The sequence below is a fragment of the Actinomadura rubteroloni genome (assembly GCF_002911665.1).
Classification (GTDB): Bacteria; Actinomycetota; Actinomycetes; order Streptosporangiales; family Streptosporangiaceae; genus Spirillospora; species Spirillospora rubteroloni.
Map to the genome: position 1 here is coordinate 835789 of NZ_MTBP01000002.1, position 17585 is coordinate 853373.

Annotated in this window: 20 protein-coding genes; 9 read left to right on the forward strand and 11 right to left on the reverse strand. The window is 76.5% G+C overall.

Features of this window, described 5'->3' with window-relative positions; genetic code table 11:
- Positions 1-48 precede the first annotated feature (48 nt).
- The gene (locus BTM25_RS15375) at positions 49-702 is read left to right on the forward strand and encodes a TetR/AcrR family transcriptional regulator (RefSeq protein ID WP_103563590.1); all 654 of its coding nucleotides are present in this window, start codon (positions 49-51) and stop codon (positions 700-702) included.
- A gap of 201 nt (positions 703-903) precedes the next feature.
- Complete coding sequence (locus tag BTM25_RS15380; protein ID WP_103563591.1) at positions 904-1134, forward strand: hypothetical protein; 231 nt, start codon at positions 904-906, stop codon at positions 1132-1134.
- 33 nt (positions 1135-1167) lie between these two features.
- Here BTM25_RS15380 and BTM25_RS15385 read toward each other — a convergent pair whose 3' ends face one another.
- Positions 1168-1467, reverse strand: a complete 300-nt coding sequence (locus BTM25_RS15385) for a Dabb family protein (RefSeq protein WP_103563592.1) — start codon at positions 1465-1467, stop codon at positions 1168-1170.
- Positions 1468-1563: 96 nt separating this feature from the next.
- On the opposite strand from BTM25_RS15385, the gene BTM25_RS15390 reads away from it, so the two are divergent.
- From BTM25_RS15390 to BTM25_RS15400, 3 genes are all read left to right on the forward strand, one after another.
- Positions 1564-3204 (forward strand): bifunctional lysylphosphatidylglycerol flippase/synthetase MprF, encoded by a 1641-nt coding sequence (locus BTM25_RS15390; RefSeq protein WP_103563593.1) that lies wholly within the window; start codon positions 1564-1566, stop codon positions 3202-3204.
- A gap of 76 nt (positions 3205-3280) precedes the next feature.
- Positions 3281-4444, forward strand: coding sequence for a serine hydrolase domain-containing protein (locus BTM25_RS15395; protein WP_103563594.1), 1164 nt, complete (start codon positions 3281-3283; stop codon positions 4442-4444).
- 11 nt (positions 4445-4455) lie between these two features.
- Positions 4456-5139, forward strand: coding sequence for an endonuclease V (locus BTM25_RS15400; RefSeq protein WP_103563595.1), 684 nt, complete (start codon positions 4456-4458; stop codon positions 5137-5139).
- Here the strand turns inward: BTM25_RS15400 and BTM25_RS15405 are convergent.
- Positions 5119-6519 carry an amidase gene (locus tag BTM25_RS15405; protein ID WP_103563596.1) on the reverse strand — a complete coding sequence of 467 codons (1401 nt, stop codon included), beginning with the start codon at positions 6517-6519 and terminating at the stop codon, positions 5119-5121. The two genes, BTM25_RS15400 and BTM25_RS15405, sit on opposite strands and share 21 nt — an antisense overlap.
- A gap of 69 nt (positions 6520-6588) precedes the next feature.
- On the opposite strand from BTM25_RS15405, the gene BTM25_RS15410 reads away from it, so the two are divergent.
- Positions 6589-7143, forward strand: coding sequence for a TetR/AcrR family transcriptional regulator (locus BTM25_RS15410; protein ID WP_103563597.1), 555 nt, complete (start codon positions 6589-6591; stop codon positions 7141-7143).
- On the opposite strand, the gene BTM25_RS15415 is transcribed toward BTM25_RS15410, so the two are convergent.
- The 4 genes from BTM25_RS15415 to BTM25_RS15430 are packed head-to-tail and all read right to left on the reverse strand — an operon-like array spanning position 7140 to position 10754.
- Entirely contained in the window at positions 7140-8156 is a 1017-nt protein-coding gene (locus BTM25_RS15415) for a PrsW family glutamic-type intramembrane protease (RefSeq protein WP_103563598.1), read from the reverse strand. The genes BTM25_RS15410 and BTM25_RS15415 overlap by 4 nt on opposite strands.
- Entirely contained in the window at positions 8153-8689 is a 537-nt protein-coding gene (locus BTM25_RS15420; RefSeq protein WP_235828431.1) for a hypothetical protein, read from the reverse strand. The genes BTM25_RS15415 and BTM25_RS15420 overlap by 4 nt, the downstream gene beginning before the upstream one ends.
- The gene (locus BTM25_RS15425) at positions 8686-10077 is read right to left on the reverse strand and encodes a sensor histidine kinase (RefSeq protein WP_103563599.1); all 1392 of its coding nucleotides are present in this window, start codon (positions 10075-10077) and stop codon (positions 8686-8688) included. The genes BTM25_RS15420 and BTM25_RS15425 overlap by 4 nt, the downstream gene beginning before the upstream one ends.
- Complete coding sequence (locus BTM25_RS15430) at positions 10074-10754, reverse strand: response regulator transcription factor (RefSeq protein ID WP_103563600.1); 681 nt, start codon at positions 10752-10754, stop codon at positions 10074-10076. Before BTM25_RS15430 ends, BTM25_RS15425 begins: the two co-directional genes overlap by 4 nt.
- On the opposite strand from BTM25_RS15430, the gene BTM25_RS15435 reads away from it, so the two are divergent.
- Positions 10753-11295: a DUF4870 domain-containing protein gene (locus BTM25_RS15435; protein ID WP_103563601.1), complete on the forward strand. Its 543-nt coding sequence runs from the start codon at positions 10753-10755 to the stop codon at positions 11293-11295. The two genes, BTM25_RS15430 and BTM25_RS15435, sit on opposite strands and share 2 nt — an antisense overlap.
- Here the strand turns inward: BTM25_RS15435 and BTM25_RS15440 are convergent.
- On the reverse strand, positions 11270-11962 hold the full coding sequence (locus BTM25_RS15440) for a cyclase family protein (RefSeq protein ID WP_103563602.1): 693 nt from the start codon (positions 11960-11962) through the stop codon (positions 11270-11272). The two genes, BTM25_RS15435 and BTM25_RS15440, sit on opposite strands and share 26 nt — an antisense overlap.
- A 14-nt stretch (positions 11963-11976) precedes the next feature.
- Between BTM25_RS15440 and BTM25_RS15445 the strand changes: the two genes are divergently transcribed.
- Together BTM25_RS15445 and BTM25_RS15450 are read left to right on the forward strand one after the other, a co-directional pair.
- Positions 11977-12804: a HipA family kinase gene (locus BTM25_RS15445; RefSeq protein WP_103563603.1), complete on the forward strand. Its 828-nt coding sequence runs from the start codon at positions 11977-11979 to the stop codon at positions 12802-12804.
- Complete coding sequence (locus BTM25_RS15450) at positions 12801-13178, forward strand: DUF3037 domain-containing protein (RefSeq protein ID WP_235828432.1); 378 nt, start codon at positions 12801-12803, stop codon at positions 13176-13178. Before BTM25_RS15445 ends, BTM25_RS15450 begins: the two co-directional genes overlap by 4 nt.
- A gap of 1 nt (position 13179) precedes the next feature.
- Here BTM25_RS15450 and BTM25_RS15455 read toward each other — a convergent pair whose 3' ends face one another.
- The 4 genes from BTM25_RS15455 to BTM25_RS15470 form a co-directional block, all read right to left on the reverse strand.
- Complete coding sequence (locus tag BTM25_RS15455) at positions 13180-14100, reverse strand: hypothetical protein (RefSeq protein ID WP_103563605.1); 921 nt, start codon at positions 14098-14100, stop codon at positions 13180-13182.
- A 110-nt stretch (positions 14101-14210) separates the two neighbouring features.
- Complete coding sequence (locus BTM25_RS15460) at positions 14211-15044, reverse strand: helix-turn-helix domain-containing protein (RefSeq protein ID WP_103563606.1); 834 nt, start codon at positions 15042-15044, stop codon at positions 14211-14213.
- 18 nt (positions 15045-15062) lie between these two features.
- Complete coding sequence (locus tag BTM25_RS15465; protein ID WP_103564655.1) at positions 15063-15905, reverse strand: GNAT family N-acetyltransferase; 843 nt, start codon at positions 15903-15905, stop codon at positions 15063-15065.
- A 90-nt stretch (positions 15906-15995) separates the two neighbouring features.
- Positions 15996-17534: an alpha/beta hydrolase gene (locus BTM25_RS15470; RefSeq protein ID WP_103563607.1), complete on the reverse strand. Its 1539-nt coding sequence runs from the start codon at positions 17532-17534 to the stop codon at positions 15996-15998.
- Between the last annotated feature and the right edge of the window lie 51 nt (positions 17535-17585).

Here is a 17585-nt window from a genome sequence, read left to right on the forward strand (position 1 = left end):
CGAGGCCGGTCACTGAAGCAAGCGAAGCGCCCGGTATGCCCCGGCATAATGGCGCGGGTGACCACTGCGAACTCCGGGCGTCCCGGCACGGCGCGGCGCCGCCGGGGACGCGGCGACGCGGCCCTGGCCTCGCGCCGCCGCGAGCACCTCGTGCGCCTCGCGGCCGGCCTCTTCGCCGAGAAGGGCTTCCAGGCCACGACGGTCCGCGACATCGCCAAGGAGGCCGGGATCCTGTCCGGCAGCCTCTACCACCACTTCGACTCCAAGGAGTCGATCGTGGACGAGCTGCTGACGGCGTACTTCGCGGAGACCACGGCGGCGTCGCGCGCGGCCGTGGAGGCGGGCGAGGACGCCCGCGCGACGCTCACCGCGCTCGTCCACGCGGCGTTCGCGTCGCTGGAGCCGCACCGCGCGGCGATCACCGTGCTGCAGAACGACTGGAACCACCTGCGGAGCACTGCGCGGTTCGCCTACGTCGCGCGGTCGGAGGCCGAGATCGAGGCGCTGTGGGTCGACACGATCCGCCGGGGCCAGCGCGACGGGCTGTTCCGCGCCGACCTCGACCCCGGGCTGACCCACCGGATGATCCGCGACGCGGTGCGGGCGGCGGTGCGCTGGGCCGGCCGGGACGAGCGGACGGACGCCGCGCGGCTCGCCGAGCACCATCTCGGGATCGTCCTCGACGGCGTCCGTGCACGCTGACGGGCGCACGGACAGGCGCCCCGAGCCGTCCGGCCGGTCCCGCACACCGTCGTTCTCCTGCTGTTTCGCCGCTTTTCGCGGCGTCCTGCCTGCACGGGCGGGCTCGGGATGAGATCGTGTCGTTCGTCACATTTCGCCGAACACCGGTGACGTTTCGGGTCCGGATAACGCTGTTACCTAGGAGCACACGGGGGAGGCGACATGACGGCTGAGCGGGACACCGCAGGTCTGGACGAAGAGCCGACCGCCGCCGCCACGGCGGCGGCGGTGCGCGGGCTGCAGGATCAGTTCCCTGGCGTCCGCGTCTGGTACGGCAAGGCCACCCGGTCGTGGTGGGCGCTCGTCCCGCTGGGCGGGGGCTCACGGCTGCTGGAGGCCGCCGCGCCGCAGACGCTGCGCGACGCGATCCTGAACGCGCGGGCGCTCGGCTGAGCGCCCGCGCGCCGGGCGCTCGGCCGGGCGCGGTCAGAACGCGAACTGGACGGCCGCGCGGTCCTTCGTGATCGGCGCGACGAACTCGTCGAGGATCGCCCGGTGGACCGGGTGGTCCCGGTACACGAGGTAGGCGTCCCGGTCGGCGAAGTCCGCGACGACCGCGAAGTCGTAGCTGGCCGCGTTGACGCCCGCGTCCAGCCCGACGGAGTACGCGGCGATCTCCGGGATCGCGTCCGGGAGCGCGCGCAGCCGCCGCGCCAGATCCTCCTGCTGCTCGACCGTCGTCCCCTCGTTCCACCGGAACACGACCACATGCCTGAAACCGCTCATGGGATCACCGTAGCGGCCGCCGCGAGCGCGACTTAACGTACGAAACGGGGAATGAGTTCCCGGGGATCACGGTTGCGCCGGTCGGAGGTGTCTCTGGTGGAGCGTGCGAAGCCGCCCGGACCGGTCTGGCCCGCCGGGGCGGGGACGGGAACGGTCGCCGTCCTCCTCGCCGTCCCGGCCGTCCCGGACTCGCCCGGCTGGCTGCGCCGGGCGTCGGTGCTGGTCACCGGGGAGCCGCTGGCGCCCGCGCACGCCGTCGTCCTCGCGCTCGCGCTGCTGCTCGTCGCGCGCGGGATCCTGCTGCGCCGCCGCGCCGCGCTCGCCGGCGTGCTCGCCCTGATCGGTCTCGGACTCGTCGCGGTGCTCGCCGGGGACGACGCGCCGTGGCGCGGCCCGCTGCTCGCCGCCGTCCTGGTGGCGCTGTGGCTGCGGCGCGCCGACTATCCGGTGCGTCCGCACCCGGCGCGGGTCCGGACGGCGGCGGTCGTCGGCGGCGCGCTCATCGTCGGCACGGCCCTCGGCGCGGTGCTGGTCGGCGGCGTCGCGGTCGGGAGCGTGGGCCGCGACCTGGCGTCCGGGCTCGGCGCGACCGGCGCGCACATCGAGGGCGCGGACTGGCTGCCGGGCGTCCTCGCGACGCTCGGCGGGGCCGGGCTGCTCGCGCTCGTCCTGACCCTGCTCGCGCCCGACCCGGCTCCCGCGCCCGGCGACGACGCCGAACGCCGCCGCGTCGCGCTGCTCGTCGCGCACTCGGGGTCCGACACGCTCGCGCCGTTCGCGCTGCGCCGCGACAAGTCCTACGTCTTCAGCCCGGACGGCCGCGCCGCGATCGGTTACCGCGTGCTGTTCGGCATCGCGGCGGCGGGCGGCGACCCGGTCGGCGACCCCGCGTCGCACCGCGCGGCGATCGCGGCGTTCCTGGAGCTGTGCCGGACGTCGGGCTGGCGTCCGGCGGTGCTCGGCGCGCGTCCCGAACTGGTCCCCGCGTGGGACGGCCTGCGCGCCATCGGCGTCGGCGACGAGGTGCTGCTGCGGCCCGCCGGGTTCGCGCTGACCGGACGGCGGATGCGCAACGTCCGCCAAGCCGTCCAGCGGTCGGTGAACGCGGGCGTCACGACCGAGGTGCTGGCCGAGCGGGACCTGTCCCCCGGGCTGCGCGGGAAGCTGCTGGACGTCGCCCGCTCGTCCCTCGGCGGCGCCGCCGAGCGCGGCTTCTCGATGAACCTGGACGAGCTGCTGACCGGCCGCCACCCCGGCACGGTCGTCGCCGTCGCCTACGACCGCGCGGGCGAGCCGGTCGGCTTCCAGCGCTACGCCCGCGCCGGGAACGCGCTCAGCCTGGACGCGATGCGGCGGCGGCCCGGCGGCCCGAACGGCGTCAACGAGCGGCTGATCGCCGAGACCCTCGCGTACGCGGCCGACCGGGGCCTGGACGTCGTGTCGCTGAACTTCGCGGCGTTCCGCACGCTGCTGGAGACCGAGGATCGAAACCCGCTGGAGCGCGCCGGGTACAGGGCGATCCACCTGCTGGACCCGTGGATCGCGGTGGAGTCGCTGTTCCTGTTCAACCGCAAGTTCCGGCCGGACTATCAGCCGCGCTGCGTGCTGTTCCGCGCCTGGACCGATCTCGTGCCGGTCGCGGCGGCGCTGCTCGCGCTGGAGTTCGGGCGGACGCGGCCGGGGCACGTCGCGCCCGTCCCCGAGCCCGAGCCCGCCGGACGGCTCGGGCATCTCTGAGCCGACCCCGCGTCGTCCCGGCGGACGCCGATCGAGCATGATTCGGTTTCGACCCTCCAGAGAGGACGGACCGGACATGTCGCCAGTCACAGGGTTCTGCGATCCGGCCTTCGCGACGGTGCGGGACGCCTTCGAGCGCAACTTCGCGGCGGGCCGCGAGCTGGGCGCGGCCGTCGCCGTCTACGTGGGCGACCGCAAGGTCGTGGACCTGTGGGGAGGCAGCGCGGACCGGCGCACCGGCCGCCCCTGGGAGGAGTCGACGCCCTGCTTCGCGTTCTCGTGCACCAAGGCCGTCACGGCGACGGCCGCGCTGCACCTGGCCGAGCGCGGCGGCGTCGACCTGGACGGCCCGGTGACGGCGTGGTGGCCGGAGTACGGGCAGCGCGGCAAGGAGGGCACGACCGCCGCGCACCTGCTGTCGCACCAGGACGGCCTGCCCGCGTTCGCGCGTCCGGTGGGCGCCGAGGAGGCCGCCGACGCCGACGCCGCGTCGGCGATCCTCGCGGCGCAGGAGCCCGAGTGGACGCCCGGCACGGCCCACGGCTACCACCCGCTCACCTTCGGCTGGCTGGCCGGGGAGATCGTCCGCCGGGTCGCCGGGGTGCCGGTCGGCGCGTACGCGCGGCGCGAGTTCGCCGGGGACCTGGACCTGTGGGTCGGCGCCCCGGACGACGTCATCGCGCGGGCCGCGCGGCTCGCGCCGGGCGGCGAGCAGAACGCGGGACCCGTCGTCCCGACCGACGACCCGGAGATCCTCGCCGAGCTGCGCAAAGCGATGACCGATCCGGAGAGCATGTTCGTGCGGGCGCTCAGCGCGCCGATGCCCGGCAAGGGCGGCTTCAACAACCCGGTCGTGCTGCGGGCGGGCTGGCCGTCGGCGGGCATGACCGCGACGGCGCGGTCGCTGGCCGCGTTCTACCGCGACCTGTCCGCCGGGCGGATCCTCAAGCCGGACACGCTCGCCGAGGCGCTGCGCCCGCGCGCCCACGGCCCGGACCGGACGCTCGTCGTGGACTCGTCGTTCGGCCTCGGCTACATGCGTCCCGCGACGATGCTGCCGGTCCCGGCGGCGGGCCGCGCGACGGCGTTCGGGCACCCCGGCGCGGGCGGCTCGCTCGGGCTCGGCGACCCGGCGGCCGGGCTGGCGTTCGCCTACCTGCCGAACCGGATGGGCCCGCAGCTCGCCGGGGACCCGCGCGCGGTCGCGCTGCTGGACGCCGCGTACGCCGCGCTCGCGTAACGTCCCGGGGCATGGAGATCGCCGAGCCGCCGGGGTGGCCGCGCACGCCCGCCGAGGCCGAGGCCGTCCAGGACGCGCTGCGCCCCCGTCTCGACCTGCGCGGCCCCGGGCCGCGCCGCCCCGCGACGGTCGCCGGGCTGGACGTGTCCTACGCGGGCGACGGCCACGACACCGGCGCCCCGCTCGCGGCGGCGGCCGTGGTGCTGGCGACGGCGACGCTGGAGGTCGTCGCGTCGTCCGTCGCGACCGGGACGGCCGCCTTCCCCTACGTGCCGGGCCTGTTCGCGTTCCGCGAGCTGCCCGCGCTGCTCGACGCGCTGCGCGGCCTCCCGGCGGCACCGGACGTCCTGGTCTGCGACGGCTACGGGCTCGCCCATCCGCGCCGGTTCGGGCTGGCGTGCCATGTCGGCGTGCTCACCGGGCTGCCCGCGTTCGGCGTCGCGAAGACCGCGTTCGTCGGCGAGTGGGAGCCGCCGGGCGAGCGGCGCGGCGACAGCGGGCCGCTGCTGCTGGACGGCGCCGAGGTCGGCCGCGTCCTGCGCACGCGGGACGGCGTCAAGCCGGTGTTCGTGTCCGTCGGCCACCGGATGGACCTGGACACCGCGTGCGCGCTGACGCTCGCGCTCACGCCCGAGTACCGGCTGCCCGAGACGACGCGGCGCGCCGACCGGCTGTCACGCGACGCGCTGCGCTGAGTCGGGCGGACGCAGCGCCGTCCAGCCCTCGGCGCGTTCGAGCTGCCCGGCGAGCGCGATCAGCAGCGCCTCGCCGGAGTCGGGGCCGAGGAGCTGCGCGCCGATCGGCAGCCCGGTGTCGCTGAGCCCGGCCGGGACGTTCACGCCGGGCCAGCCGAGGACGTTCCACGGCCACGCGTACGGGCACGCCGCCGCGACGCCCGACTGCGTCCGCCGGTAGCCCGCGCCGTCGAACGCGCCGACCTTCAGCGGGAGCTGCGCGGTCGTCGGGGTGAGGACGACGTCGGCGTACCGGAAGATCCGTCCCGCGCGCCGCCGGAACGACGGGTCGAGCCGCCGCGCGAGCGGGAGCATGCGGCGGCCGACGACCCGGCCCAGGCGCGCCTCGGCGGCGGTGCGGGCCTCGGGGCGGGCGCCGGTGAGGCCGTCCAGCCAGTCCGCCGCGCCCGCCGTGCCGCGCGGGACGAGCCCGAGCCCGATCAGCCCGTAGTCGGGGTCGGCGGGGAACACCGCGTGGCCGAGGTCGGCGAGGCGCCGCGCGATCCGCTCGACGGCCGCCCGGATCTGCGGGTCCAGCCTCCCGCTGACGCCGAACGCGGTCTTGAACGACACCGCGACGCGCAGCCGTCCGGGGTCGCGGCGCGCGGCGGCGGCGAACGGCGCGGCCGGCGGGTCGAGGCGGTGGACGTCCTCGGGACGGCTGCCGGTCAGGACGTCCAGCAGCAGCGCCGCGTCCTCGACGCTGCGCGCCAGCGGCCCGTGGACGGTGATGCCGTGGAACTGCTCGCGGTGCGGGAAGCCGGACACGCGCCCGCGCTGCGGCTTGATGCCGACGAGGTGCGTCCAGGCGGCGGGGATGCGGACGGACCCGGCGCCGTCCGAGCCGACGGCGGCGGGCACCATCCCGGCCGCGACCGCCGCCGCCGACCCGCCGGACGAGCCGCCCGGCGAATAGTCGGGGTTCCACGGGTTGCGGGCCGCCCCGAAGCCGGGCGACTCGCTGAACGGCCAGAGCCCGACCTCGCAGGTGGTCGTCTTCCCGACGATGATCGCCCCGGCGGCGCGGAGCCGGCGGACGAGTTCGGCGTCCTCGGTCTTCGGCCGGTGGTCGGCGCGGATCGCGAACGGGGTCGTCTCGCCCGCGACGTCGGTGTCGTCCTTGACCGCGACCGGGACGCCGAGCAGCGGGAGCCGTTCGCCGCCGGCGCGCCGCCGGTCGGCCTCCTCGGCCTCGGCGGCGGCGCGCTCGCGGACGACCCGGAACGCGCCGAGCCCCGCCAGCGCGTCGATGCGCTCCAGCGACGCCGTGACCAGCTCCTTCGCCGACACCTCGCCCCGATCGAGCAGTTCCGCCTGCGCGGCCAGGCCCAGCCCGTCCATACGCCCTCCCGTGTCGTTCGTTCGTACGAACGATAGACCGGGGCGAGACGCGAATGGAAGACTGGCCGGGTGAAGCCCCGCGACCGCATCCTCGCCTCGGCGCTCCGCCTCATCGGCGAGCAGGGCGTCGGCGCCGTGACCAACCGCGCGGTCGCCCGCGCCGCCGGGGTGTCGCTCGGCTCGCTGACCTACCACTTCCCGAGCCAGTCCGACCTGCTGCGCGAGGCGCTGCGGACGTTCGTGGACGACGAGATCGAGCGCATCCGCGCCCGCGTCGAGCAGTTGCGCGCGAGCGGCGCCGACCCCGCGCAGGCCGCCGAGGAGGTCGAGAGGGCGATCGTCGAGTTCGCCACCGGCCCCGAGCAGATCGCCAACCTCGAACTGCACCTGCACGCCGCGCGCGACCCGGCCGTCCGCGAGACCTCGGCCCGCTCGGTCGCCGCCTACGACCGGCTCGCCACCGCCGTCCTCACCGCGCTCGGCGTCGCCGAGCCGCAGCGGCACGCGCCCGCCGTCGTCGCGCTGCTCTACGGGCTCGCGGTCCGCCGCCTGGCCACCGGCGAGGGCGCGGCGGGCACCGCCGACGCGGTCCGGCTGCTGCTCGGCGACGCGATCGGCCGCTAGACGACGGCGTGCCGGCGGCCCGGCCGCGTCCGGTCGATCTGCGCGAGCCGCCACTCCTGGTAGGCGACCAGCCGGGCGCGGACCGGCCCCGGCGGCGTCTCCCGCCGCGCCCGCCGCCGCGCGCCGCGCGAGATCAGCGACCCGCTCTCCTCCGGCGGCAGCACCCGGCGCGCGTGGACCCGGTACCCGTGCCGGACGGCGAAGTACAGCACGACCGCCGCGACGAAGTTCACGGCGACCTTCGCGACCGTCCCGCCGAGGAAGGCCAGGAACGGCGCGTCGAACAGCCAGTGCATCGCGATCGCGGCGAGGATCAGGCCCGCGCCCGTCCAGCGGCGCCCGATGAGCGCGTAGCCGACGCCCGCGCCCGCGACGGCCGACATCGTCCAGTGCGAGCCGAGCCCGGTGATCAGCACACGGCCGAGGAACGACTGGACGACCGCCGCCCCCTGGTCCACGCCGCCGCCGAACGGCACCGCCTGGAGCCCGTAGATCACGTTCTCGGCGGCCTGGAACCCGAGCCCGGCCAGCGCGCCGAAGATCATGCCGTCCACCGGGCCGCGCACGACGTGCGGGACGGCGAGCGCGAGCAGCGCGATCCCCGCCGCCTTCAGCAGCTCCTCGTTCAGCGGGGCCGACAGCGCCGCGCCCCACGCCGACGAGAAGCCGAGCGACCCGACCTTCGCCCACACCGCGAGCAGGCCGTCGTTGGCGGTCACCGACGCGCCGCTCGCCGCCGTCGCGCCCCACACGAGCGCGGCCAGGGACGTCCCGAACGGCGGCGCGTGGATCGGCCGCAGCCGCCGCAGCAGCGTGAACCCGATCATCGCGACCGCGCCCTGGAGCACCACGCCCAGCACGAACGCGCCGGGGAACACCGTGATCGCCCCGGCGTACAGCGACCAGAGCGCGACCAGGCCCGCCGCCGCGAGGACGCCGAACGCGACGTGCGCGACGACCGACACCCCGTCCGGCCGGGACGCGCGCCGCAGCGGCACGGCGGGCGCGGTCACCGCGCGGTCCCGGTGAAGCGCAGCGACCCGACGACCCGCGCGGCGGCGTCCAGGTCGTCCGGGGACCCGCCGAGCACGGTCGCCTCGACGGCCGCCGTCCCGTCGGGGTGCGGCAGGACGGTCGCGGAGCCGAGGTCGGCGCCGACCTGCAGCGGGCCGCTCAGCCCGTCCCGGTACGGACGCGGGACGCCGAGCCGCGCGTCGGGATCGCCGATCCGCACGACGTCGCGCAGCCCCTCCCAGAGCTGCCCGGGGCTCGTCCCGGCGGGCGGCGCGACGAGCGAGATCGCGAGGTCGGTCCCCGCCCGCTCCAGCTTGTAGGACTGGGCCGGGTCGCTGCCGGACTTGCGCAGCGACCAGCCGGGGCCGACCGCGAAGCGCGCCTCGGTCGTCCCGGAGCCGAGCGTCAGGCGGGACCCGTCGCGCAGCGGCTCGGCGGACGAGCCGAGCGCGCGGCTCAGCAGCGGCCAGCCGACGACGAGGACGGCACCGGCCGCCAGCAGCGCGACCAGGCCGCGAGCGCGTGGGTTCACATGTGCTGGGGTGTCCCGCCCGAAGGACGGTCATGCCCATGTCTTCCCCAAAACGCCGTCCAGCGTCCGGGCCGCCGCGCCGCGACCGACCCGGTCCGCAGCGCCAGCCGCACCTGCGCGCCGCCGAGCGCGGACCGCTCGACGGCCAGCCGCCCGCCGGTCGCGGCGGCGGCGCGGCGGGCGATGTCCAGGCCGAGGCCGGTGGAGCCGCCGCCGCTGGCGCCGCGCCGCAGCGCCGCGCCCGGGTCGGCGATGCCGGGGCCGCCGTCGGCGACCGTGATCGCGACGCCGCCGGGTCCGTGCGCGAGCGCGACCGCGCAGGCCGTGCCCTCCGGGGTGTGCCGGAAGACGTTGCCGAGCAGGGCGTCCACGGCGGCGGCCAGCTCGGCGGCGGGCAGCGGGACGGGCGCGGGACCGGGCGCGCCGGTCAGCGCGAGCGGCCGGCCCTCGTCCTCGGCGAGCACCGACCAGAACGCCACGCGGTCGCGCAGCACGGCCGCCGCGTCGCAGTTCCCGCGCGCGGTGGGCCGCCGGACGGCCCGGATCACCTCGTCCACCTCCCGCTCCACCCGGTCCACCGACGCGCGGGCGCGGGCGGCGTCCGGGCCGTCCCCGAGCGCCTCGGCGTTGAGGCGCAGCGCGGCGAGCGGGGTGCGCAGCCGGTGCGACAGGTCGGCGGCCATCTCGCGTTCGGCGGCGAGCAGCCGGACGACCTGGTCGGCCATCGCGTTGAACGCCAGCGCGGCCTCGACCACCTCGGGCGGGCCGTCGGGGTCGACGCGGACGCCGAGCTCGCCCGCCCCGAACGCGGTCGCGGCGCCCGCGAGCCGCCGGGTGGAGCGGATCATCCGGCGGCCGAGCCGGTCGGCGACCGCGACGGACCCGGCGACCAGCGCCACCGCGACCGCCGTGATCACCAGCCAGGCCGCCGGGACGCCCTGCGAAGCCGTCCCCGCCGGGACGAACACCTCGACCACGGCGGTGCGGCCGTCGGGGAGCCATACCGGGTCCAGCACCGCGTAACCGCCGCGCACCCGGACGGTGTCGGCGACGCCCGTCCGGACGACCGCGTCCAGCGGCGCGGCCCCGGCGCGTCCGGGCACACCGCCGGGGACCGTCCGGCCGCCCGGCAGATGGACGACCGCGTGCCGCGCCGCGCCCGCCCGCGTCCCGGCGACGGCGCGGGCCAGGGCGGCGCGGTCGGCGGTCCCGGTGCCGCCCGACCAGGCCGCCGCGACCGGACGGCGCAGTTCCCCCGCCTCCCGCACCGCGTCGGCGAGCGCCCGGTCCCGCGCGATCTCCCGGACGGTCAGCGCCAGCGGGATGAGGAACGCCAGCGCCACCATCGACGTGACGGCGAGCGAGACCAGGACGAGCGTCCGCCTCATGACGCGGGCGCCGCCAGCCGCACCCCGACGCCGCGCACGGTGTGCAGGTAGCGCGGCGCGGCGGCGGTCTCGCCGAGCTTGCGGCGCAGCCACGACAGGTGGACGTCGATCGTCTGGTCGCCGCCGTAGGTCTGCCGCCACACCTCGGCGAGCAGTTCGCGGCGCGCGACGACCCGTCCGGGCCGGGCCGCCAGGTACGCCAGCAGGTCGTACTCGCGGCGGGTCAGTTCGAGCGGGACGCCGTCCAGCGACGCCTCCCGCCGGTCGGGGCGCAGCAGCAGGCCGCCGACGCGCAGGTCGGCGGCGGCGCCGGGGCGGCCGGCGCGGCGCAGCACGGCGGCCAGCCGCGCGACCAGGTGCTCGGCGGAGAACGGCTTGACGAGGTAGTCGTCGGCGCCCGCATTCAGCAGCCGCACCATCTCGGGCTCGTCGTCGCGGGCGGTCGCGACGACGACCGGCACGTCGGACACGCCGCGCAGCATCCGCAGCGCCGCGCCGCCGTCCAGGTCGGGCAGGCCGAGATCGAGCACGACCACGTCCGGCGGGCTCCCGGCGACCTCGCGCAGCGCGTCCACCGCCGTCCCGGCGCTGCGGACCGCGTGGCCGCGCGCGGTCAGTTCACGGATGAGGGCGGCTCGGACGTCCGCGTCGTCCTCCACCACCAGAACGGTCGCCATGCTGGCACGTTATGCCACGATCGTCGGACATGTCCCCTTGTGGAAGGACCCCACCGTGCACGACGCCGAACCGCCGCCCGGCGGCACTCCCCCGCCCTGGTACTCCTACGGCTCCCCGCAGGGCTACGACCCCCGGTACGGCTACGGGCCGCCCGGCAACCCCGGCGGCCCGCGCGGCACGGTCGCGGGCGACGACGTCAACTGGGCCCTCGGCGTCTACATCGGCTCGCTCGTCATGGGCTTCATCGCGCCGCTCGTCATCTACTTCGTCAAGCGCCGCGAGTCCGGCTTCGTCCGCTTCCACGCCGCGCAGGCCCTGAACTACGGGCTCACGGTCACGATCCAGCTCCTCGTCCCGCTGCTCATCCTGATCCCGCTGGCGATCGTGCTGGACGCGCCCCTGCTGCTTCTCCCCCTCATCCCGCTGTTCCTCTTCCACGTCATCGCGCAGTACGTCTTCCTCATCCTCGCGGCGGTGAAGGCGGGCCGCGGCGAGTACTGGCGCATCCCCACCTTCACCTGCTTCCGGATGATCCGCTGAGCCGGGCGACGGCGCGGACGGGGGACCCGTCGGCGGCCAGGCTCAGCGGGAACAGCAGCGCCTCGGCGCTGCGGCCCGCCGCCCGCGCGACCGCGACCCGTTCCACCCGGGTCAGGTTCTCGGCGATCACCGCGCCCGCGCCGCACAGGACGCGGTGCGCGGCGAGGTCGAAGGAGTCGTCGCCGGGCGGCGGGGTGCGGTCGACGCTCAGCGCGTCGATCCCGACCGTCCGGACGCCCGCCGCGACGATCGCCTCGGCCGTCTCCGGCGCCAGATAGGGGTGCGCGAGGTAACGCCCGGTCCCCCAGTGCTCCGACCAGCCCGTCAGCACGAGCAGCACGACGCCCGGCCGCAGCCCGGCGGGCAGCGCCTCCGGGCCGATCGGCGCGCGGGGCTCCCGGCCGCGCGCGTCCAGCACCTCCGCCGGGCCCGCGAACCGCTCCAGCGGGAGCTGGTCGAGCCGGGGCAGCGCGTCGTCGATGTGGAACGGCGCGTCCACGTGCGTCCCGGACTGCGAGCCGAGGTGCAGCCGCTGCACGTTGACGCCGTCGCGAGCGACGGTCAGCGCCGACGCGACCGCCACCTCCGGATCGCCCGGGTACACCGGCATCCCCGTGCGCAGCGGGACCGACAGATCGACCAGCTCGGCGGCTTCCACGCGCCGCACGATAGCGTGCAGGCGTGCTGCCGCTCGTGACCGCTGTCCGGTACGTGACGCCCCTGCGCGAGGGCGGATCGCTGCCCGGCATCGTCGAGGCCGACGACCTCGGCACCTATGTGATGAAGTTCCACGGCGCCGGGCAGGGCCGCAAGGCGCTGGTCGCCGAGGTGGTCGCGGGCGAGCTGGGCCGCCGGCTGGGCCTGCGCGTGCCGCGCCTCGTCGTCATCGACCTCGATCCGCTGATCGGACGGCACGAGCCCGACCCCGACGTCCAGGACCTGCTCAAGGCCAGCACCGGCTGGAACCTCGGCGTGGACTACCTGCCGCGCTCGTTCGGGTTCGACCCGCTCGGCTGGGAGGTCGACGCCGCGTTCGCGTCCCGGGTGCTGTGGTTCGACGCGTTCATCGGCAACGTGGACCGGAGCTGGCGCAACCCGAACCTGCTCGTCTGGCACGGCGACGTCTGGCTCATCGACCACGGCGCGAGCCTCATCTTCCACCACGCGTGGGCGAACGCGGCGCGGTTGTTCAGCGGCCCCTACGACGTGGACGACCACGTCCTCGCGCCCCGCGCGACCGAGCTGGCGGCGGCCGAGGCCGAGTTCGCCCCGCAGATCACCGAGGACCTGCTGCGCGACGTCGTGGCGCTCGTCCCGGACGCGTGGCTGGACGGCGAACCCGGCTTCGACGGACCCGGCGCCGTCCGCGACGCCTACGTCGAGATCCTGCTGAAACGCGCCGCCGAGCCCCGAACATGGCTGCCGTCCCTGGACGCCGCCGCGAACCGGCCCCGGACGGCGCCCCGGCGCGGCGCGAACCGTCCGGGACGGCTCGGGGGTCCGGCGTGAGCACCGTCTTCGAGTACGCGGCGCTGCGCGTCGTGCCGTGCCAGGAGCGCGGCGAGGGCGTCAACGTCGGCGTCGTCCTGTACTGCCGCGCGCTGGACTACCTCGCGTGCCGCGCCGAACCCGACCGGGACCGGCTGCGCGCCCTGGACCCGGACCTGGACCTCGGCGCCGTCCGCCGCTCGCTGGACGGCGTGGACGCCCTCTGCCGCGGCGGCGACGCGGCCGGGCAGGCCGCCGCCGAGCCCCCCGGCGCGCGGTTCCGCTGGCTGACGGCCCCGCGCAGCACCGTCGTCCAGCCCGGACCCGTCCACGCGGGCCTCACCGACGACCCGGCCGCCGAGCTGGACCGGCTGGTGGCGCGGCTCGTCCGGTGACTCAGTCCCACTCCCAGCGGATGCCGTGGTACCCGGCAGGCATCCCGAATTCGATGAAGTGGACGCTGCGGTAGCTCGACAGCCGCAGCTCCGCGTCGTCGCGCAGGTCCGACTGCCCGTCGGGCCGCCAGCTCCGGTAGCAGCGGGCGGGCAGCATCGCCGGATGGAACCGCACCTCGATCAGGTACTCGTGCTGCGGGGTGTGGAAGCCGCGCCCCTCCTCGGTGATCGGCGGCCCGGTCTCCTCGAACCCGAACCCGTACTCCAGCAGGTAGGTCTCGCCGCGCCGCAGCGCCCGGTCGAACAGCAGCTCGGCGGCGATGAGGCCGCTGGTCTCGTCCACGCGGACGCGCCCGAACCGGCAGCCGCGCGCCCACCGCGACGACGGGACGGCCCCGTGCGGGTGGTGGTAGACGGCGACCCACCGGTCCACGCCGCGCTGCTGGGCCTGGAACACGACGCGGGTGCGGTTCTCGGCGAGCTGCCGGTCGCGGCCGAGGGTGTACTGGTCGTGCAGGCTGAGGCCGGTGACGCCGCGGTCGCCCCGGTCGCCGATCTCGTCCAGCAGGTCCCGGACGACCGGCTCGGGGCACAGTTCCTCCAGCGACCGCCACACGCCCGTGCTGCGTTCGGGCACCGGCCGCAGCAGCGTCACCAGCGAGTGGCGCGGCAGGTCGAGGATGGTCTCCAGGCCGCGCACCGCGCGCAGCGAGTCCGACCGCTCCGGACGGGTCCGGCCGCGCTGCCAGTAGCTGAGCGTGGACAGGCTGATCGCGACGCCCTCGGCGGCCAGCCGGCGCCGGACGGCCTCCAGGCTGAGCCCGCGCGCCTGGATCGCGGCGTGCAGCGCCGCGTTGAACGGGCCGTGCCGCAGGGCCTGCGACAGGTCGTGCGACAGGTCGTGCTCGCTGGTGGCGTGCATCTTCGGCCTCCGGATCCAATCCGGCCGGCCCCCGACGGCCCCTGACTTCTGATCTTGCTCGGTCGACACTCACTGTAAGTCGGCGGCCTGCGGAAACCAAGCGAATGCGGTCAATCCCATTCCCACTCCAGCCCGGCGCTCCCCCGCCGGACGTCGGCGAGCGCGAGGTGGGCGCTGCCGGACGTCCCGACCCACAGCTCGCCGAGCGGGTGCCGGGCGCGCCCGTCGGCGGCGGTGAAGCCGTAGCAGCGGGCGGGCAGCACCGCCGGGTCGAACTGGACGATCGCGAGGTAGTCGCGGACGGGCCGGGGGAACACGCGCCGGTAGCGCCGCGCCGTCCCGCCGCGCCGACGCGGGTCGGCGGGGCGCAGCCCGTACTCCACGACGGCGGTCTCGCCCGGCCCGAGCACCCGGTCGAAGATCAGCTCGAAGCCGAGCAGGCCGCCCGCGTCCCGGACCCGTCCCGGCCGGCAGTACCGCAGCCCGGTCAGCTCGGCGCCCGCCGCGGGAACGGGATGGACGCAGACGACGCGGTCCACGTCATCGCCGGTGGAGCGCAGCACCTCGCGCACGGTCAGCCCGGCGGCGCGCCGGTCGGGGCCGAGCCGGTGGACGTCGTGGACGCTCAGCCGCTCGAGGCGCCGGTCGCCGGACCGGTCGAACTGCGCGACGAGCCGGGTGTAGCCGTCCGGATCCGGCCAGAGCCCGGCCGAGTCGGGGGCCGGGTCGTCCAGCCGGGCCGTGAGCGTGCCCGGCTCCACCGCGAGGATCTCCTCCAGCGCGGCGACGACCGCCCGGGACCGGGGCCGGGTGCGTCCGCGCTGCCAGTGGCTGAGCGTCGCGACGCTCACCGTCAGGCCGCGCCGGGCCAGCCGGTGCCGGATGCGCTCCAGGGTGAGCCCGGACTCGTGGACGGCGACGCGCAGTGCTGCGGGGAAGTCCACGCCCGGACGTTACCCCGATCAGAACAGAACGGACATGAAAGTGCCGGTCTCGCGCAGCCCGACGCGGCGGTACGCGGCCCGCGCCCGCGTGTTGTAGTCGTTGACGTACAGCGAGACGGTCGGCGCGACGGTCCGCAGCGCCTCCTCGACGAGCGCCGCCATGCCCGCGACCGACAGGCCGCGTCCGCGCAGCTCGGGCGGCACCCACACGCCCTGCACCTGGCACGCGCGCGGGGTCACGGCGCCGATCTCGGCCTTGAACATGACGCGGCCGTCCTCGATCCGGGCGAACGCGCGGCCCGCGCGGATCAGCTCGGCGACCCGCGCCCGGTACAGCACGCCGCCGTCGCCGACGTTCGGGGAGACGCCCACCTCCTCGGTGAACATCTTCACGCAGGCCGGGTAGACGAGGTCGAAGTCGTCCATCGTGACCCGGCGCAGCGCGGGGTCCCCCGGCACCGGGGGCGGGCTGGACGTCGCCATCACCGGCTGCGCCGCCCGGACGGCCCGCGCCGGCCCCCAGTACGGCCCGAGGATCTCCCACATCTCCCCGACCGCGTCCACCGGCCCGACGATGGACGAGCAGCGGCGCCCCTGCGCGTGGGCGCGCTCGGCGAACGCCCGGACGGCCGCGGCCCCGGCGTTCACCGGGATGAGGTTGGCGCCCGCGTAGCAGACCGCCGTGAGCCGCCCTTCGCGCAGGTAGCCCCACATCTGCGCGCCGAGGCGCCGCGGGTCCAGTCCGGCCGCGTGGACGCGCGACCCGACGAACACGTTCGCGACCGGGTCGGCGTCCAGCAGCGCGAGCACGTCGTCGCGGTACCGGTCGTCGAGGAGCCGCACCGGCGGCGACCCCAGCATCCGCATCGTCACCGGCTCCGGTGGAACCGAGGCGCGTGCGGCCTCAGCGCTGTCATGACCACGACGTCAAGCCTATGACGTCGGCGATCGTCAGTGCGCGACGGCCCGGCTCGCGGCGGGCGGCGGGCCCGCCGTGCAGGTGGCGTCCACGCCGGGCCCGGCCGGGGGCAGCGTGCCGTCGCGCAGGTAGGCCGCCACGACGCCGTCCACGCACCGGTCGCCGCCGAGCGTGACGCCGTGGTCGCCGCCGCCCGCCTGGACGAGCAGCCGCGAGTTCGGGAACCGCTCGTGCGTCTCGACGGCGCCGTCGTAGGGCGTCGCGGCGTCGTCGGACGCCTGGACGAGCAGCGGCGCCGCCGTCCCGCCGACCGCCGGCGCGGGCCCCCCGGTGAGCGGCCAGTAGGCGCAGGGCGCGTTGTACCAGGTGTTGCCCCACGTCTCGAACCGGTAGCCCTGCCGGAACTGCCGGACGCTGTCGCGGTGCCAGACGCGCCAGTCGCGCGGCCACGCCGCGTCGCGGCACTGCGTGGCGGTGTAGACGGCGAAGTTGTTCTGGTCGAGCCGGGACGGCGGCTTCCACTCGCGCCGCAGCCCGGAGGTGTCGCCGCGCAGGTAGTCCGCCAGGGCGTGCGCGTGGCGGCTCCAGGTGGTCTGGGTGTAGCCGTCGTTGAGGAACAGGTCGTCCAGCTCCGACGGCCCGACGAGCCCGAACGCGGGCCGCGCCTTCAGCCGCGCCCGCGCCTTCTCGTAGGACGCCCGGACGGCCTCGGCGTCCCCGCCGAGGCGGTAGACGCTCCGGTTGCGGGCGATCCACGCGAAGTACTGCCGGATCCGCTTCTCGAACGCGACGTTCTGCCCGAGGTTGTCGGCGTACCAGACGCCGCTCGGCTTGACGACGCTGTCCAGGACGAAGCGCCCGACCCGTCCGGGGTAGCGCGACGCGTACACCGCGCCGAGGTAGCTGCCGTAGGAGTAGCCGAAGTAGTTGACGCGGGACGCGCCGAGCGCGGCCCGGATCGCGTCCATGTCGCCGACCCAGTCGGCCGTGCCGAGGTGCGGGAGGTAGCGCGCGTACCGGCGCCCGCAGTCGCGCGCGTAGGCGCGGGCGCGGGCGCGCCAGGCGTTCTCCTCGGCCGTGCTCGCCGGACGCGTGTCCGCGCGCGGCCTGCCGGGGTTCAGGTAGGACGTGTCGCAGACGAGCGCGGGCCGGCTCGCGCCGACGCCGCGCGGGTCGAAGCCGATCCAGTCGTAGGCCGCGACGACGTCGGGCGCGAACGCGACGCGGAAGTCGGCGGGCATGTCGCGGCCGTGCGCGCCGGGCCCGCCCCGGTTGAGCAGGACGACGCCCTGGCTCCGCGCGGCGGTGTGCCGGAGCCGGGTCAGCGCCAGCGTGATCATCGTGCCGCCGGGACGGGCGTGGTCGAGCGGCACCCGGAGCGTCCCGCAGTCGAGGCCGCGCAGCCGCGTCCCCTCGACGGGGTCCTGGTTCGGGCACGGCGCCCACGCCACGGCGGGCGGGGCGCCGGCGGCGGCCGTGCCCTCCCGGGCCGGGAGGCTGGAGGTGAGGGTGGCGGCGGCGAGGCAGGCGGCGGCGCCCCCGAGGGCGCCCTTGCCGAGGGTGGTCAGCACCCGTCGATTTCTACCGGTGGACGGTCCGGCGTCCCGGACAGGCGACGAGTC

Excerpts from the sequence above, each read along its gene's own strand:
- BTM25_RS15425 (WP_103563599.1), bottom strand. The coding sequence starts at position 10,077 with ATGAGGCGGACGCTCGTCCTGGTCTCGCTCGCCGTCACGTCGATGGTG.
- BTM25_RS15380 (WP_103563591.1), top strand. The coding sequence starts at position 904 with ATGACGGCTGAGCGGGACACCGCAGGTCTGGACGAAGAGCCGACCGCC.
- BTM25_RS15430 (WP_103563600.1), bottom strand. The coding sequence starts at position 10,754 with ATGGCGACCGTTCTGGTGGTGGAGGACGACGCGGACGTCCGAGCCGCC.
- BTM25_RS15385 (WP_103563592.1), bottom strand. The coding sequence starts at position 1,467 with ATGAGCGGTTTCAGGCATGTGGTCGTGTTCCGGTGGAACGAGGGGACG.
- BTM25_RS15405 (WP_103563596.1), bottom strand. The coding sequence starts at position 6,519 with ATGGACGGGCTGGGCCTGGCCGCGCAGGCGGAACTGCTCGATCGGGGC.
- BTM25_RS15465 (WP_103564655.1), bottom strand. The coding sequence starts at position 15,905 with ATGCTGGGGTCGCCGCCGGTGCGGCTCCTCGACGACCGGTACCGCGAC.
- BTM25_RS15395 (WP_103563594.1), top strand. The coding sequence starts at position 3,281 with ATGTCGCCAGTCACAGGGTTCTGCGATCCGGCCTTCGCGACGGTGCGG.
- BTM25_RS15435 (WP_103563601.1), top strand. The coding sequence starts at position 10,753 with ATGCTGGCACGTTATGCCACGATCGTCGGACATGTCCCCTTGTGGAAG.
- BTM25_RS15375 (WP_103563590.1), top strand. The coding sequence starts at position 49 with ATGGCGCGGGTGACCACTGCGAACTCCGGGCGTCCCGGCACGGCGCGG.
- BTM25_RS15455 (WP_103563605.1), bottom strand. The coding sequence starts at position 14,100 with ATGCACGCCACCAGCGAGCACGACCTGTCGCACGACCTGTCGCAGGCC.
- BTM25_RS15400 (WP_103563595.1), top strand. The coding sequence starts at position 4,456 with ATGGAGATCGCCGAGCCGCCGGGGTGGCCGCGCACGCCCGCCGAGGCC.